Source organism: Nocardioides jiangsuensis (genome assembly GCF_019679455.1).
In the GTDB taxonomy this organism is placed as follows: domain Bacteria; phylum Actinomycetota; class Actinomycetes; order Propionibacteriales; family Nocardioidaceae; genus Nocardioides_C; species Nocardioides_C jiangsuensis.
Map to the genome: position 1 here is coordinate 533,736 of NZ_JAIEZQ010000002.1, position 15,248 is coordinate 548,983.

20 protein-coding genes are annotated in these 15,248 nt (G+C 71.7%); 16 read left to right on the plus strand and 4 right to left on the minus strand.

Annotated elements, in window-relative coordinates:
* The first annotated feature begins 6 nt into the window (after positions 1-6).
* From K1X13_RS11065 to K1X13_RS11075, 3 genes are read left to right on the plus strand one after another with little or no spacing between them, the layout of a single operon-like run.
* Entirely contained in the window at positions 7-330 is a 324-nt protein-coding gene (locus K1X13_RS11065) for a DMT family transporter (protein WP_221025120.1), read from the plus strand.
* Positions 327-866, plus strand: coding sequence for a TetR/AcrR family transcriptional regulator (locus K1X13_RS11070; protein ID WP_221025121.1), 540 nt, complete (start codon positions 327-329; stop codon positions 864-866). Before K1X13_RS11065 ends, K1X13_RS11070 begins: the two co-directional genes overlap by 4 nt.
* A gap of 40 nt (positions 867-906) precedes the next feature.
* Positions 907-1,305 carry a pilus assembly protein CpaE gene (locus K1X13_RS11075; RefSeq protein ID WP_221025122.1) on the plus strand — a complete coding sequence of 133 codons (399 nt, stop codon included), beginning with the start codon at positions 907-909 and terminating at the stop codon, positions 1,303-1,305.
* 10 nt (positions 1,306-1,315) lie between these two features.
* Here the strand turns inward: K1X13_RS11075 and K1X13_RS11080 are convergent, their stop codons facing one another.
* Together K1X13_RS11080 and K1X13_RS11085 are read right to left on the minus strand one after the other, a co-directional pair.
* On the minus strand, positions 1,316-2,065 hold the full coding sequence (locus K1X13_RS11080) for an SDR family NAD(P)-dependent oxidoreductase (protein ID WP_221025123.1): 750 nt from the start codon (positions 2,063-2,065) through the stop codon (positions 1,316-1,318).
* On the minus strand, positions 2,062-3,261 hold the full coding sequence (locus tag K1X13_RS11085; protein WP_221025124.1) for a cysteine desulfurase-like protein: 1,200 nt from the start codon (positions 3,259-3,261) through the stop codon (positions 2,062-2,064). Before K1X13_RS11085 ends, K1X13_RS11080 begins: the two co-directional genes overlap by 4 nt.
* 369 nt (positions 3,262-3,630) lie before the next feature.
* Between K1X13_RS11085 and K1X13_RS11090 the strand changes: the two genes are divergently transcribed.
* From K1X13_RS11090 to K1X13_RS11140, 11 genes are all read left to right on the plus strand, one after another.
* Positions 3,631-4,353: a hypothetical protein gene (locus K1X13_RS11090; RefSeq protein WP_221025125.1), complete on the plus strand. Its 723-nt coding sequence runs from the start codon at positions 3,631-3,633 to the stop codon at positions 4,351-4,353.
* A gap of 12 nt (positions 4,354-4,365) precedes the next feature.
* On the plus strand, positions 4,366-5,703 hold the full coding sequence (locus K1X13_RS11095; protein ID WP_221025126.1) for an SRPBCC family protein: 1,338 nt from the start codon (positions 4,366-4,368) through the stop codon (positions 5,701-5,703).
* 4 nt (positions 5,704-5,707) lie between these two features.
* Positions 5,708-6,136, plus strand: a complete 429-nt coding sequence (gvpJ, locus tag K1X13_RS11100) for a gas vesicle protein GvpJ (protein ID WP_221025127.1) — start codon at positions 5,708-5,710, stop codon at positions 6,134-6,136.
* A 42-nt stretch (positions 6,137-6,178) separates the two neighbouring features.
* Complete coding sequence (locus tag K1X13_RS11105; protein ID WP_221025128.1) at positions 6,179-6,919, plus strand: GvpL/GvpF family gas vesicle protein; 741 nt, start codon at positions 6,179-6,181, stop codon at positions 6,917-6,919.
* Between the two features lie 6 nt (positions 6,920-6,925).
* Positions 6,926-7,180, plus strand: coding sequence for a c-type cytochrome biogenesis protein CcmI (gene ccmI, locus K1X13_RS11110; protein WP_221025129.1), 255 nt, complete (start codon positions 6,926-6,928; stop codon positions 7,178-7,180).
* Between the two features lie 3 nt (positions 7,181-7,183).
* Positions 7,184-7,732 carry a gas vesicle protein GvpO gene (locus K1X13_RS11115; RefSeq protein WP_221025130.1) on the plus strand — a complete coding sequence of 183 codons (549 nt, stop codon included), beginning with the start codon at positions 7,184-7,186 and terminating at the stop codon, positions 7,730-7,732.
* Positions 7,729-8,070: a gas vesicle protein gene (locus K1X13_RS11120; RefSeq protein WP_372450694.1), complete on the plus strand. Its 342-nt coding sequence runs from the start codon at positions 7,729-7,731 to the stop codon at positions 8,068-8,070. Before K1X13_RS11115 ends, K1X13_RS11120 begins: the two co-directional genes overlap by 4 nt.
* A complete protein-coding gene (locus K1X13_RS11125) occupies positions 8,063-8,836 on the plus strand; it encodes a GvpL/GvpF family gas vesicle protein (RefSeq protein ID WP_221025131.1) in 774 nt (257 codons plus the stop codon). Before K1X13_RS11120 ends, K1X13_RS11125 begins: the two co-directional genes overlap by 8 nt.
* On the plus strand, positions 8,833-9,039 hold the full coding sequence (locus tag K1X13_RS11130; protein WP_221025132.1) for a gas vesicle protein: 207 nt from the start codon (positions 8,833-8,835) through the stop codon (positions 9,037-9,039). The genes K1X13_RS11125 and K1X13_RS11130 overlap by 4 nt, the downstream gene beginning before the upstream one ends.
* A complete protein-coding gene (locus tag K1X13_RS11135) occupies positions 9,036-9,380 on the plus strand; it encodes a gas vesicle protein K (protein WP_221025133.1) in 345 nt (114 codons plus the stop codon). Before K1X13_RS11130 ends, K1X13_RS11135 begins: the two co-directional genes overlap by 4 nt.
* 114 nt (positions 9,381-9,494) lie before the next feature.
* Complete coding sequence (locus K1X13_RS11140) at positions 9,495-10,619, plus strand: sulfite oxidase (protein WP_225914948.1); 1,125 nt, start codon at positions 9,495-9,497, stop codon at positions 10,617-10,619.
* A 33-nt stretch (positions 10,620-10,652) separates the two neighbouring features.
* Here K1X13_RS11140 and K1X13_RS11145 read toward each other — a convergent pair whose 3' ends face one another.
* Positions 10,653-11,261, minus strand: coding sequence for a flavodoxin family protein (locus K1X13_RS11145; RefSeq protein WP_221025134.1), 609 nt, complete (start codon positions 11,259-11,261; stop codon positions 10,653-10,655).
* Positions 11,262-11,320: 59 nt separating this feature from the next.
* Between K1X13_RS11145 and K1X13_RS11150 the strand changes: the two genes are divergently transcribed.
* Positions 11,321-13,822, plus strand: a complete 2,502-nt coding sequence (locus tag K1X13_RS11150; protein WP_221025135.1) for a DEAD/DEAH box helicase — start codon at positions 11,321-11,323, stop codon at positions 13,820-13,822.
* A 4-nt stretch (positions 13,823-13,826) separates the two neighbouring features.
* Here K1X13_RS11150 and K1X13_RS11155 read toward each other — a convergent pair whose 3' ends face one another.
* The gene (locus K1X13_RS11155) at positions 13,827-14,465 is read right to left on the minus strand and encodes a response regulator transcription factor (RefSeq protein ID WP_221025136.1); all 639 of its coding nucleotides are present in this window, start codon (positions 14,463-14,465) and stop codon (positions 13,827-13,829) included.
* A 276-nt stretch (positions 14,466-14,741) separates the two neighbouring features.
* Between K1X13_RS11155 and K1X13_RS19125 the strand changes: the two genes are divergently transcribed.
* Positions 14,742-15,149 (plus strand): hypothetical protein, encoded by a 408-nt coding sequence (locus K1X13_RS19125; protein WP_225914949.1) that lies wholly within the window; start codon positions 14,742-14,744, stop codon positions 15,147-15,149.
* Positions 15,150-15,248: the final 99 nt, after the last annotated feature.

The window sequence follows — 15,248 nt, forward strand, 5'->3', positions numbered from 1 at the left end:
GTGCCCATGGTCTACCTGCTGCTGGCGCTCGCCATCGCCGCGGAGCTCTTCGCGACCATGTGTCTGCGCGCGTCCGACGGCTTCACCCGGCTGTCGCCCTCGGCGGGCGCCGTGCTCGGGTACGCCGCGGCGTTCTGGCTGCTCTCGCTGGTCCTGGTCCGCGGGGTCCCGGTCGGCGTCGCCTACGCCATCTGGGCGGCGGTGGGCGTGGCCGCGGTGGCGGCCCTGGGGTGGTGGCTCTTCGACGAGCGGCTCACGCTCGTGCAGGGTGGGGGGCTGCTGCTCATCGTCGTCGGCGTGGTGGCTCTCGAGCTCGGCGGTGCGCATTGACCGAGGTCGACGGACGCCGGGCTCGCGGCCTCGAGCGCCGGAGGCAGCTGATCGCGGCCGCGCTGCGCGTGCTCGAGCGGGAGGGGCTGGCCGGGTTCAACCACCGGGCCGTCGCGGCGGAGGCCGGCGTGGCGCTCGCCTCGGCGACGTACCACTTCACGGGGATCGACGACCTGGCCGTCTCGGCGATGCTGGCCGCCACCGAGGAGTTCACCGAGAGCCTCTGCGAGCGAGCGGACGGTGTCACCACCCTGGCGACGTACGCGACGGCGCTGGCCGACGAGCTGGCGCACCATCGGGGGCGGGTCGTGGCCGGGTACGAGCTGTACCTGCTCGCGGCCCGCCGGCCCGCCCTGCGGGACGCCGCCGTGGCCTGGGCCAGGGCCGGCACCGAGCCGCTGCTCGCCGGCGCCGACCCGGTCCGGACGCGGGCCTTCCTCGCCGTCGTCGACAGCCTCTGCCTCGAGGCGCTGCTCTCCGACTCACCACCCACCGCGGGGGACATCGAGGCCCTGCTCGCGCACGCACTGGCCTGAGCGGCGGACAGCCCTGGGAAGGCACGGGCACACTGGACGGGTGATCACCGTCGAGCTCGCCCGCATGCTCCGTGAGGCCGGCCTGTCCTGGACACCGGCGTCGGGGGACCGCTTCGTCATCCCGGACCGGGACCTCGACGACGACGTCTTCGTCGTCAGCGAGATGACCATCGAGCCGCACGTGCTCGAGACCGGCGGGACGATGCGGTTCAACGGCACCACCGAGTGGGCACTGGACAGCATCCCGCAGGACGAGGTGGTGTGGCTGCCGCACGAGTCGCAGCTGCGCTCCCTGCTCGGCGAGCGCTTCGTGCGCCTGGACGCGGTCCCCGACGGCTTCGTCGTCGTGGTCGAGACCGGGAGCGGGGTCGAGCGGCACATCGACATCGACGCCGAGCGCGCCTACGCCCGGGCGCTGCTGTCGGTGCTGCAGCGGTAGGCGACGCCGCTCAGCTGCGCAGGTACGACGCGCCGTTCACGTCGATGATCGTGCCGCTGGAGAACCTGGCGCCCTCCGACGCGAGCCAGAACACCGCCGAGGCGACCTCCTCGGGCCGCGCCACACGGCCGAACGGCGACTGTTGGCGGACCGCGTCGCCGCCCGGCCCCTCGAGCACCTCGCGCGCCATCTCGGTCTGCACGAAACCCGGTGCCACCGTGCCCACGCGGATGTCGTGCGGCGCGAGGACCAGCGCCATCGACTGCGCGAACGCGTTGAGCCCGGCCTTCGACGCGCCGTAGGCGGGGTTGTCCGGCTCGCCGCGGAACGCGCCGCGGCTCGACACGTTCACCACCGCGCCGCCACCCGCCGCGACGAGGTGGGGGATGGCGCAGAACGTGGCGTTCGCCGCGCCGACCAGGTTCGTGGCGAGGGTCCGCGACCACGCCTGCTGCCAGCCGTCGTACGACGTCTCCAGCGGCGGGTGGGCCACGAAGATGCCGGCGTTGTTCACCAGCACGTCGAGCCGCCCGAGCCGCTCCGCCGCCGAGTCGACCGCCGCACGCACCGCCTCGGGGTCGGCCATGTCGGCCTGGACCATCGCGTGTCCTTCGCCCGGGAGCGAGGCGACCACGTCCTCGGCGGCGCCCTTCGCGCTCCCGTAGTGCACCACGACCTGGTCCCCGGCCTCGGCGAACGCCGTCGCGATCGCCCGGCCGATCCCGCGCGAGGCGCCGGTGACCAGCACGCCGCGGCTCATCGCTCCAGCTCCTTCACACCCGCGACCAGGCGGTCGACGTCGCTGTCGTCGGTGTACGGCGCGAGTCCCGCGCGGACCGCGCCGGTGTCGCCGAGACCGATCCAGCGCGACGCCTCGATCGCGTAGAAGCTGCTCGCCGGCGCGTTCACGTCGAGCCGCGCGAGGTGCTCGTACACCTCGCGCGGGGAGTGGCCCTCCACGGAGAACAGCACGGTCGGGGTACGCCGCTTGGGGGAGCCGTGCAGCGTCACGCCCGCGACGCCCGACAGTCCGTCGAGCAGGCGCGCGAAGAGCCGGTCCTCGTGCTCCTCGACCGCGCGCATCGACTCCAGGACCCGCGTACGCCGGTCGGTCGCGTCGGAGGCCAGGCCGGCGAGGAACTGGACCGCCGCCGTCGTGCCCGCGAGCAGCTCGTAGGGCAGCGTGCCGAGCTCGAACCGCTCCGGGACCCGGTCGCTCGACGGGAGCAGCTTGTCTGGGTGGATCTCCACGAGCAGCTCCGGCGAGGCCATCAGCACGCCGTGGTGCGGTCCGAGGAACTTGTAGGGCGAGCAGGCGTAGAAGTCCGCGCCGAGGTCGGCGACCGAGACGGGGGTGTGCGGGGTGAGGTGGACGCCGTCGACGTGCACCAGCGCGCCGACCTCGTGCGCCGCGTCGACGATCGCGGGGATGTCCGGGCGGGTGCCGAGGAGGTTCGACGCGCCGGTGACCGCGACGAGGCGGGTACGCGTGGACAGCTGCGCGCGCACGTCGTCGACGGTGAGGTCGCCGGTCTCCTGGTCGAAGTCGGCCCAGCGCACGGTGGCTCCCGCGGACTCCGCCGCGCTGACCCAGGGCCGGATGTTCGCGTCGTGGTCGAGGCGGGTCACCACCACCTCGTCGCCGGGTGCCCACCGCTTCGCGAGCGCCCGGGACAGGTCGTAGGTCATCTGCGTCATCGAGCGCGCGAACACCACGCCGTCCGCCGTACCGCCGAGCAGGTCGGCGACCGCCGCGCGTGCCCCGGTGACCGCCGAGTCCGCCTGCCGCTCGGCCGCTGTCACGTCACCGCGGTTGGAGATCCCCGAGGTGATCGTCTCGGCGATCGCGCGCCCCACCTCGCGGGGCACCTGCGTGCCGCCGGGGCCGTCGAAGTAGGCGACCCCTCGGCTGAGCGCGGGGAAGGAGCTGCGGACACGGGCGACGTCGAGTTCCATCCGCCCATCCTGCACCAGCCGCGGTCAAGGGTCCGTTCAGGCTATTGCCGCGTGCCAGGGGTGTCCCTAGGTTCGGGGAGCGGCAGGTGCCGGGGCGGAGGCTCAGATGGCAGACAGCGCGACCCCTCACGTCCTCCAGCGCTGCCCTCACGCGCGACGCGTGGCGTGCGCACCCCACCCTGCCTCGCGCCGCCCCCGGTCACGCACGCCTCCACGGGCGGCGTGCCCGTCGGGTGCGCGGACGCGACGTACACGCCCGGTGATCTCGAACCGGGAGGTTTTGGCAGGACGGGGGCAGGGCACCTGTCCCCGAGGGAGCAAACGTCGAACGACATCGGCTGAAGTCCACACGACGGGATTGAGGGAGCAATGAGCAACGAAGCAAAGGTGGTTGCTGCTGTAGCAAGCGGCTACCTGCTCGGACGGACCAAGAAGATGAAGCTGGCGATCACGATCGGCAGCATGCTGGCTGGCCAGAGGGTCGCCACCAGCCCGCGCGGCCTGCTCAAGCAGGGCCAGGAGCTCGTGGAGAGCAACCCCGAGCTCGCGAAGATCCAGGACCAGATCCGGGACAAGCTGTTCGAGGCCGCCAAGGCCGCGGCGGTGGCGACGCTGAGCTCGCGGCTCGAGATGTTCAGCGACTCGCTGCGCACGCGCACCGACGACCTGCGCGGCCTCGCCGAGCTCGAGGCGCCCTCCGACGAGTCGGAGGAGGCCGAGGAGTCGGAGGAGGGCGAGGAGGAGCCCGAAGAGGCTGAGGAAGCCGAGGAGGGCGAAGAGGAGCCCGAGGCCGAGGCTGCCGAGGAAGAGCCCGAGGAAGAGGCCGAGGAAGAGCCCGAGCCGAAGCCCGCCAAGAAGGCGGCGGCCGCGAAGAAGACTGCGGGCGGCGCCAAGAAGGCGGCCACGAAGAAGGCGCCGTCGTCCGGTGGCGCCGCGAAGAAGACCGCAGCCAAGAAGACCCCCGCGAAGAAGTCCACCGCCAAGAAGGCCCCGGCCAAGAAGGCTCAGGCTGGCGGCAGCGCGGCGAAGAAGAGCGCGAGCACGGCGAAGAAGTCGTCGAGCCGCTCCAGCCGTTCGCGCAGCAGCCAGTAAGGAGAAGCCCACATGACAGAGAACAAGACTGAGCAGGCAGGTGGCGGTCTCAAGTCGGCGCTCGGAGCGCTGCCGATGGACCGGCTGAAGGACGAGCTGCAGGACGCGCTGAAGGCGCTCGGCGAGAAGGGCCTCGAGACGGTCCAGGAACGGATCAGCGGGGCTACCGACTCGCTGAACGGCATCGCCGAGAACGGCGGCGTGATGACCAAGGCCGCCAAGGGCGGTGTAGAGGCGGTCGCCGAGGGCGAGTCGCCGGTGAAGGGCGCCATGAAGGGTGGCCTCAGCGGCGTGAAGGACAAGGTGAAGAGCGCGGTCACCGGCGGCGGCAGCAAGTCCCCGAAGGCGACCAAGGCCACGAACATCATCGAGTCCATCGACGTCGGTGTGCCGATCGACGTGGCCTACAACACCTGGACCCAGTTCCAGGACTTCTCGAACTTCATGAAGAAGATCGACGGCATCGACCAGCAGGACGAGGTCAAGGTCAACTTCAAGGCCCAGGTCTTCTGGTCGCACCGGCAGTGGGAGGCCACGATCCTCGACCAGGTCCCCAACGACCGGATCGTGTGGCGCTCCAAGGGCGCCAAGGGCCACGTCGACGGCGCGGTCACCTTCCACGAGCTGGCGCCGAACATGACCCGCATCCTGGTGGTCCTCGAGTACTACCCGCAGGGCTTCATGGAGCGCACCGGCAACATCTGGCGCGCCCAGGGCCGCCGGGCCCGTCTCGAGCTGAAGCACTTCCGCCGGCACGTCATGACCCGCGTGATCCTCAACCCTGAGGAGATCGAGGGCTGGCGCGGCGAGATCCGTGAGAGCGAGGTCGTCCGCAGCCACGAGGAGGTCGTGGAGGAGGAGCAGGCCGCGCAGGAGCAGGAGGAGTACGGCGAGGGCGAGTACGAGGCCGAGGAGGAGCCCGAGGGCGAGGAGGAGCCCGAGGGCGAGTACGACGAGTACGAGGAGGAGGGTGAGCCCGAGGAGGGTGAGCCCGAGGCCGAGTACGAGGAGGCCGAGGAGGAGCCTGAGGGCGAGTACGAGGAGGAGGGTGAGCCCGAGGAGGGTGAGCCGGAGGCCGAGTACGAGGAGGCCGAGGAGGCCCCTGCCGAGGAGGAGCCCGAGGCCGAGTACGAGGAGGAGGCCGAGCCCGAGGAGGGTGAGCCGGAGGCCGAGTACGAAGAGGCCGAGGAGGCCCCCGCCGAGGAAGAGGTAGCCGAGGAGGAGCCCGCCGAGGAGGAGGCCGCCGAGGAGGAGCCCGCCGAGGAGGAGGAGCCGGCCCCCAAGCCGCGCAAGCGCACCGCCAGCAAGCGCACAGCCAGCAAGCGAACCAGCACTCGGAAGAGGAGTTGATCACGTGACCGTCTCATCCCACTCACGTCAGGGTGGCGGGTACCTCGACCGCCCCGCCCCCAGTGGCCTCGCAGACGTCATCGAGGTGATCCTCGACAAGGGCCTCGTGATCGACGCCTACGTGCGGGTCTCCCTGGTGGGGATCGAGCTGCTCACGATCGACGCCCGCATCGTCATCGCGAGCGTCGACACCTACCTGCGGTTCGCCGAGGCGACCAACCGGCTCGACCTCTACGAGAAGGGCGGCAAGGACCTGCCCGAGCTCGTCGAGGGGATGACCGAGTCCGGTGCCCGGGGCAAGACCTCAGGCGTGCTCGGTGCCGCCAAGAACGCGCTGACCGGCGACGACGACGACCAGGGCAGCCGCAGGCCGGCCCGCAAGTCGACCTCGTCCTCCTCGTCGCGCCCGCGCCGCCGGCAGGAGTCCGAGTAGTCGATGAGCATGGCAACGATCACGACGGAGGAGGCGGCCGAGATGACTGACTCCGCGTTCTACGTCTACGGGATCGTCCCCGCTGACGCCGCCGTCGACGTGCTCGACGCGTCCGACGGCATGGGGAGCGAGATCCGTCTCGTCACCGACGGCCCGGTGGGTGCGCTCGTGGAGTCGATCGACCCCGAGCGCCCCCTGGGGCGGCGGCGCGACCTGGTCGCGCACAGCACGGTGCTGAACACGATGGCCGCGCACGGGCCGGTCCTTCCGATGCGGTTCGGGTCGGTCGTGGCCGGGGGAGCGGCGGTCGTCGACGAGCTGCTCGCCCCGCAGCGCGACCACTTCGCCGCGCTGCTCGAGCAGGTCGCCGGACGGCTCCAGTTCAACGTGCGGGCGCGCTACGTGCTCGACACGGTGCTCGCGGAGATCGTGCGCAGCGAGCCCGAGGTGGCCGAGCTGCGGCGCCGTACGGCGGACCTGCCGGAGGACGCCTCCCACTACGACCGCATCCGGCTCGGCGAACTGGTCGCACGCGCGGTCGACGTACGACGGGAGGCACACACCCGGCGTCTGCTCGAGGGGCTGGTCCCGCACGCCGCGGACTACCTGGTGCGGGAGGTCTCGGGGATGGATAACGTCGCCGAGGTCTCCTTCCTCGTCACCGAGGAGCAGCGGGCCGACTTCGAGCAGGCCGCGGAGGTGCTCGCCGAGGAGTGGGAGGGCACCGCCCGCGTCAGCCTGGTGGGTCCCATGGCCCTCTACGACTTCGTCCCGGAGCAGTGATCTGCGATGGGTCTCTTCACCGGCCTGCTCACGCTCCCGCTCGCCCCGGTGCGCGGCACCGTCTGGGTGGCGGAACAGGTGCTCGAGCAGGCGGAACGGCAGTTCTACGACCCTGCGGTGATCCGGCGACAGCTCGAGGACGTCGACGAGCTGCGCTCCCGGGGAGAGATCTCCGAGGAGGAGGCCGAGCAGATGGAGGACGAACTGGTAGAACGGCTCATGGAGAGCCGTCGACGTCAACGCGGAGGGGAGGTTCGCTGACCCATGGCGACCACTGAACAGAGTGAGAGCAGCGGTTCCGAGACGCAGAGCGAGAGCAGCGACTCGGCCGCGACCGGCACCACCAAGAAGGCGCCGAGCAAGAAGGCGGCCGCCAAGAAGGCTCCGACCAAGAAGGCTCCGACCAAGAAGGCCGCGGCCAAGCGGCCTCCGAGCAAGAAGGCCGCCCCGTCCGCCGAGCGGTCGGAGCGAGCGACGGAGCGAGCCGCGGACGAGTCCTCGGAGGCGCCCGAGCAGTCGGGCGGGACCGAGAGGCCGCGGAAGAAGGCGAAGGCGATGGACATCGCCCGCTCCGCGGCGCGTCAGCTCGCCGAGCTCACCGGACGGGTGCCCGAGTGCGTCATCGGCATCGAGCGCACCGACGACGGCTGGCGGGTGGACCTCGAGGTCGTGGAGAGCCGGCGCATCCCCGACTCCACCGACATCCTCGCCACCTACCAGGTCGACGTGGACGAGGACGGTGACCTGACCGGCTACCACCGCGCGCAGCGGTACGTCCGTGGCAAGGGCAGCGACCGGGAGGGCGGCCGGTGACCGAGCAGGGCGGCCCCCTGGTCACGTCCGGCTCGCGCCAGCAGTACCAGCTCTCCAGCGACCGGCCCCAGCCCGCCAACCTCGCCGACATCCTGGAGCGGGTGCTCGACAAGGGCATCGTCATCGCCGGCGACATCAAGGTGAACCTCCTCGACATCGAGCTGCTGACCATCAAGATCCGGCTGCTCGTCGCCTCCGTCGACAAGGCGAAGGAGATGGGCATCGACTGGTGGGAGAACGACCCGATGCTGTCCTCGCGGAGCCGGGACCAGGAGCTCGAGGAGGAGAACCGGGATCTCAAGGCGCGGCTGAGGGAGCTGGAGTCCGGGCGTGAGTGAGACCGGCCTGTACTGCTACGCGATCACCCGCGGCCTCGACCCCGCGGCCCTCGAGGGCAGCGCCGGGATCGCCGGGGCGCCCCTGCGGCTCGTGGAGCACGGGGGCCTCGAGGCGGTCGTGAGCGAGGTCGACCTCGCGGAGTTCGGCGAGGAGGGGCTGCGGCGCAACCTCGAGGACCTCGGCTGGCTGGAGTCGGTGGCCACCACGCACGACGCGGTCGCCCGGCTCGCCTCCGAGCAGGTGCCGACCGCCCCGCTGCGCCTCGCCACGGTCTTCCTCGGCGCGGACTCCGTGCGGGCGCGGCTCGGCGAGTGGCACGACGCCGCCTCCCGCGCCCTCGACCGGATCGAGGGACGCGGCGAGTGGAGCGTCAAGGCGTACGTCGACGTGGACGCCCAGGAGACGCCGGCGGCGGAGCAGGAACCCGCCGAGGAGATGGGCGCCGGCCGCGCCTACCTCCTCAAGCGGCGGGCCGCGACCCAACGCCGTGAGGCCTCCGCACAGGCCGGCGCCGAGCTCGCCGAGGAGATCCACGCCGCGCTCGCCGGCGGCACCGTGCTGAGCCGCCGGCTGGCCCCGCAGGACCGGCGGCTGACCGGCCACACCGGCGAGATGGTCCTCAACGGCACCTACCTCGTGGACGCCTCCGGCGTGGCGGCGTTCAAGGACCTCGTCGCCCGGCTCGCGTCGGAGCATCCGCGGGTGCGGCTCGAGGTCGGCGGGCCCTGGCCGCCGTACACCTTCGCCTCGCTGGACCCGCAGTGACCGGGTCGTACCCCGCGCTCTCGCAGACCTCCAGCGGCGAGCCGCTGCAGCCCGTCGCGCTGGTCGACCTCCTCGACCGCCTGCTCGGCGCCGGCGTGGTGATCTCCGGCGACCTGACGATCTCGCTGGCCGGGGTCGACCTCGTCCAGGTCCGGCTGCACGCGCTGATCACCTCCGTGCGCGCGGAGATGGTGCCGGAGTGAGCGACCAGCAGTCCGAGCGCCCGGACTGGCAGCCGGCCCCGCAGGCCGAGCGCCTCGCGGAGGGGTTCGCCCTGCCCAGCCGCCTGGAGACGGACTCCGAGTCGGTCCAGCGCGACCTGATGAAGCTGGTGCTGACCATCATCGAGCTGGTCCGTCAGCTCATGGAGCGTCAGGCGCTGCGCCGCGTCGACGAGGGCGACCTGAGCGACGACCAGGTCGAGGAGCTCGGCGTCGGACTGATGCGCCTCGAGGAGGCGATGACCCAGCTCCGCGAGCAGTTCGACCTCTCCGTCGAGGATCTCAACCTCGACCTCGGACCGCTCGGCACCCTCCTCGACTGAGCCCGCTCCCGGCGCCGGCGCCGTGGCACCCGCTGGCCGTTGTGGTGCCGGGTGCGGAGTGGGAGTGTGGCCCTATCCGGACCGCGTCCCGTGAGCCGAGGAGAGGAGACCACGATGACCCTGTCCGTGGACCAGGTCAGCACCCCGTCCCGGGTCGCCGAGCCCGACGAGGGGATCACGCTCGAGGAGCTCGCGCTGGCCTCGCGCAACCATGCGATGCCGCTGGAGGCGATGCGGTACGACGTGACGCCCCCGGGCCTGCACTACGTGCTGACCCACTACGACATCCCGATGCTGGACCCTGCCACCTGGCGGCTGACCGTGCGCGGGCTGGTGGACCGTCCGATCTCGGTCGACCTCGAGACGCTCAAGGCGATGCCCCGGCACACGTCGCGGGTCACCCTCGAGTGTGCCGGGAACGGCCGCGCGCACCTCACCCCGCGGCCGGTCAGCCAGCCGTGGCTCACCGGGGCGGTCGGCACGGCGGACTGGACGGGCGTGCGGCTCGTCGACCTGCTCGAGGACGCCGGGATCGCGCGCGGCGCGGTCGACGTGGTGTTCTCCGGCGCCGACCACGGACTCGACCGGGGCACCGAGGACGACTACCGGCGGGCGCTCGGCGTCGCCGACGCCACGTCCGAGGAGATCCTGGTCGCTTACGAGATGAACGGCCAGCCGCTGCCTCCGCAGCACGGCTTCCCGGTGCGGCTCGTCGTCCCCGGCTGGTACGGCATGGCGCACGTGAAGTGGCTGTGCGACATCGAGGTGGTCGACCACGCCTTCGAGGGCTTCCAGAACGCCGTGGCCTACCGGATCAAGCGGAACGCCGAGGACGCGGACGACCCGGGCACGCCGGTGACCCGGATCGAGCCCCGCGCCCTGCTGGTTCCTCCCGGGTTCCCGGACTTCATGAGCCGGACCCGCGTCGTACGCCCGGGCACGCACCTGCTGGAGGGCCGCGCGTGGTCGGGGTGGGGAGTGGTACGCCGCGTCGAGGTGAGCACCGACGACGGGCACACCTGGGTCGACGCGGACCTCGAGCCGGCGCCCGACCGCCACGCGTGGCAGCGCTTCACCTGCCCCTGGGAGGCGACCGACGGCCAGCACTACCTCCGGGTGCGCGCGCACGACGCCTCGGGCCGGGTGCAGGGCGACGAGCCGGCGTGGACCACCGGCGGGTTCGCGAACAACGCCGACGAGGCGGTCCGCGTGGTGGTCATGGAGGAGCCGCCCCGCTGAGCCGGGCGGTCCGTGCAGAGCCGGCGCGGCTTCTCAGCCGGCCGGGTAGTTCGACGCCTTGAGCAGCCGGGCGAGGTGCGCGGCGTTGGCGGCCAGGGTCTTCGTGGTCTGCGCGGTCTTCTCCGGCCGCGGGTCCATGTCCAGGTAGTCGGTGCCCTGCATGGCCTCGCCGACCCAGTACGTGACGCCGTTCGGCGGGATGGTGAAGCCGACGTCGGCCAGCGCCTGGAAGACCTCCGCAGAGGTGTGGTGGGCGCCGTCCTCGTTGCCGACGACCGCGAGCGCGCCGACCTTGCCGTAGGTCAGCATCCGACCCTCGTCGTCGGTCTCGCCGAGCTCGGCGTCGAGCCGCTCGAGGACCATCTTGCAGACCGCCGACGGCTGGCCCAGCCAGATCGGGGTGGCGATCACGAGGATGTCGGCGTCGAGCATCCGGCGGCGGATGTCGGGCCAGCCGTCGCCGTCGCCCTCGTCCACGTTGACCCCGAACTTCACCTGGTGGTCGGTGACCCGGACCATGTCGCCGGTGACCCCGTGCGCGGAGAGCGCCTCGAGCACCTCGGTGCCGAGGACCTCGGAGCTCGACGCGGTCGGGGCGGGCTTCAAGGTGCAGTTCAGGACGAGTGCGGTCAGTTCAGTCATGGCACCGCCTGTGCCCGGTGGCGGTGGCTTCATGCCCGGTGGGGGACGATGGAGGCCTGATGACGCTCACCGACCTGCTGCCCCGCTCCAGCGACCCCGACACGCTCCTCGACGCCTTCACGACCTGGGTGGAGGGCCGGGGGATCTCGCTGTACCCCGCGCAGGAGGAGGCGGTCATCGAGATCCTCACCGGGGCCAACGTGATCCTCTCCACGCCCACCGGGTCCGGCAAGAGCATGGTCGCGCTCGGCGCGCACTTCGCGGCGCTGGCCGAGGGGCGGCGGACCTACTACACCGCGCCGATCAAGGCACTGGTGTCGGAGAAGTTCTTCAACCTGTGCGAGATCTTCGGCGCCGAGAACGTCGGCATGCTGACCGGGGACGCGAGCGTCAACGCGCAGGCGCCGATCATCTGCTGCACCGCCGAGGTGCTCGCCAACCAGGCGCTGCGGGAGGGGCCGCGGGCCGACATCGGCCAGGTCGTGATGGACGAGTTCCACTTCTACTCCGAGCCCGACCGCGGCTGGGCGTGGCAGGTCCCGCTGCTCGAGCTGCCGCACGTGCAGTTCGTGCTGATGTCCGCGACGCTCGGCGACGTCACGCGGTTCCAGGAGGACCTCACCCGTCGTACCGGCCGGGACACCGCGGTGGTGACCTCCGCCGAGCGGCCGGTGCCGCTGAGCTACACGTGGGCGCTGACCCCGCTCCACGAGACGCTCGAGGAGCTGCTCACCACCAACCAGGCTCCCGTCTACGTCGTCCACTTCACCCAGGCCGCGGCGCTCGAGCGCGCCCAGGCGCTGACCAGCATCAACGTGTGCACCCGCGAGGAGAAGGACCGGATCGCCGAGCTGATCGGCGGGTTCCGGTTCAGCGCCGGCTTCGGCAGGACCCTGTCGCGGCTCGTGCGGCACGGGATCGGCGTGCACCACGCCGGGATGCTGCCGAAGTACCGCCGCCTGGTCGAGCAGCTCGCCCAGGCGGGGCTGCTCAAGGTCATCTGCGGCACCGACACCCTCGGCGTGGGCATCAACGTGCCGATCCGCACCGTGGTCCTCACCGGGCTCACCAAGTTCGACGGCAGCCGGCAGCGGGTGCTCAAGGCGCGGGAGTTCCACCAGATCGCCGGCCGCGCGGGGCGGGCCGGCTACGACACCTCGGGGGCGGTCGTCGTGCAGGCCCCCGACCACGTCGTGGAGAACCACAAGGCGATGCTCAAGGCCGGGGACGACCCGAAGAAGCAGCGCAAGGTGCAGCGCAAGAAGCCGCCGGAGGGCTTCGTCACCTGGACCGAGGACACGTTCGAGCGGCTGGTCGCCGCGGAGCCCGAGGCGCTCGTGTCGCGGCTGCGGGTCAGCCACTCGATGCTGCTCAACGTGATCGCGCGCGAGGGCGACCCGTTCGTCGCGATGCGCAAGCTGCTGCGCGACAACCACGAGGAGCCGCGCAGCCAGGTCCGGCTGGTCCGGCGTGCGGTCGCGATCTACCGCACGCTGCTCACCGCCGGCGTGGTGCAGCCGATCGACCCGCCGGACGACAGCGGGCGCACGGTGCGCCTCGTGGACGACCTGCAGCTCGGCTTCGCGCTCAACCAGCCGCTGTCGACGTACGCGCTGGCCACCTTCGACACGCTCGACCCGGAGTCGCCGACGTACGCCCTCGACGTCGTCTCGGTGCTCGAGGCGACGCTGGAGGACCCGCGGCCGGTGCTCAACGCCCAGGCGTACAAGGCACGCGGCGAGGCGGTCGCGGAGATGAAGGCGGAGGGGATCGAGTACGACGAGCGGCTCGAGCTGCTCGAGGAGGTCACCTGGCCCAAGCCGCTGCAGGAGCTGTTGGAGCACACCTACGAGCTGTACCGGCAGACCCACCCGTGGATCTCCGAGAGCGCGCTGTCGCCGAAGTCGGTGGTCCGCGACATGTGGGAGCGGGCGATGTCGTTCGGGGAGTACGTCAGCTTCTACGGGCTCGCCCGCTCCGAGGGGCTGGTGCTGCGCTACCTCGGCGACGCCTACAAGGCGCTGCGTCAGACGGTCCCCGACGCGGTGAAGACCGACGAGCTGACCGACCTCATCGAGTGGCTCGGCGAGGTGGTGCGGCAGACCGACTCGAGCCTGCTCGACGAGTGGGAGCAGCTCACCGACCCCGATCGTCCCGAGGTCGTGGAGACGGTGCCCGCGCCGCCGCGCCCGATCACCGCGAACGACCGGTCCTTCCGGGTGCTGGTGCGCAACGCGCTGTTCCGGCGGGTGGAGCTCGCGTCCCGGCGGCGGTACGACGAGCTCGGCGAGCTCGACGCCGCAGGCGGGATGGACGCCGAGGCCTGGCGGGCGGCGCTCACCGACTACTTCGAGGAGCACGACACGATCGACACCGGTCCCGACGCCCGCGGGCCGCACATGCTGCTGGTCGAGAAGGGCCGGGAGACGTGGGAGGTGCAGCAGATCGTCGGGGATCCGGAGGGCCACCACGACTGGCGCATCCACGCCGAGGTCGACCTCCCGGCGTCCGACGAGAGCGGCGAGCTCGTGATGACGGTGACCGGGATGGCGCGGCTCTGACTGCTCAGAGGCGGCCGAGCTCCGGCGGCAGCAGGCCGTCCTCGAGGGCGCGCTGACGCAGCTCGATCCGGGTGGACGCGGGCCGCCCGGCCTCGTCGTACCGGCGGCGGATCCGGCTCAGGTAGGTCTTCACCGACTCGACGCTGACCGGGGGCTGCAAGGCGGCGGCGGTCTCGGCGTACTTAAGCCCCGAGGCGTACAGACGCAGCACTTCGGTCTCGCGGTGCGTCAGGTCCACGGTCTTCGGGCTGCTCGGCGACGACCAGAGACCGCCGCGGGCCACGGTGACGATCGCCTGCATCAGCGTGCGGGCGGGGTCGTTCTTCCACACCAGCCCTCGGGCCGGGGTGCGGGCGAGCACGGGCAGCGCCTCGCGGTGGGCGGAGTCGGCGTGCAGGAGCACGGTGTGGCCGCGCGAGGACAGGGTGTGCACGTTCTCCTCCGCGGTGGAGCCGTCGCCGAGCCGCACGTCGAGGACCACGACGTCGAGGTCGCGGCGGACCCGGATCAGCCCTGGGACGGTGCGGGCGCCGGCGACGAAGCGCGCTGGCGAGTTGTGCGCCGACAGCAGGGCCCTGATCCCGGCCACCATCAGGTCGTGGTCGTCGACCACGCCCACCAATATCCGGTCAGCCCCGTTCATCAAAGCGATCCCCCTCGCCCCCGTTGGCTCGCACCTTATACGCGGCCACCGGGCGTGTCCGCCGATTACGAGGGGGGCGGGGGCCTGCCGGCGGGGATGTCGGGGGTCGGCCTCCGGAAGCGTGGATCGCTATCGGTGGCTTCGCCCGGAATGCCATGCCGCTTGCCGAAGTCTTTGCCAACGGTTGCACCGGTTACGTCCTGGTTCGTCCCCGGTGCGCAGGAACTTTTGCCTTGCGACGCCATGCGAGACCGTTTTCGTCGGGATCATCGGCTCATGGACCTGCTGCAGTTCCACAAGATGCGCACTGCCGTTCAAGGCAACGCCTACCCGGGCTCGGGGCGGGACCTGACCTCCATGGAGGGGACCCTGCGGGACCTCCTTCTGACCAGCGGCGTGTTCGACGAGGTCGAGGTGGAGCACACCGACGACCCCGACCAGCTGGTGATCGCCCTGTGCCACTTCAAGCCGGACCTCTCCGAGCGCGACGTGGCCCAGCTCATCGAGCGGCTCTGGGAGCAGCGGGTGCGCTACCCCTTCTGGGAGGCGCACGCGGTGCTGGTGGGGGAGGAGCACGTGGAGTTCGAGGCGGCGACCCGGAACAGCACCGGCGGCCACTACGTGACCGTGCACCTGGTGGCGCAGCGGGCGCCGGTCCCCGCGCAGCGTGGGCGCCGCGACTGATCCTCGGGGTTCGGTGCGCTCGCGGACCGGTCGCGGACCGGTCGCGGACCGGTCGCGGACCGGTCGGTCCGGTCGTCCGCCGTACGGCTAGCCTCTCGG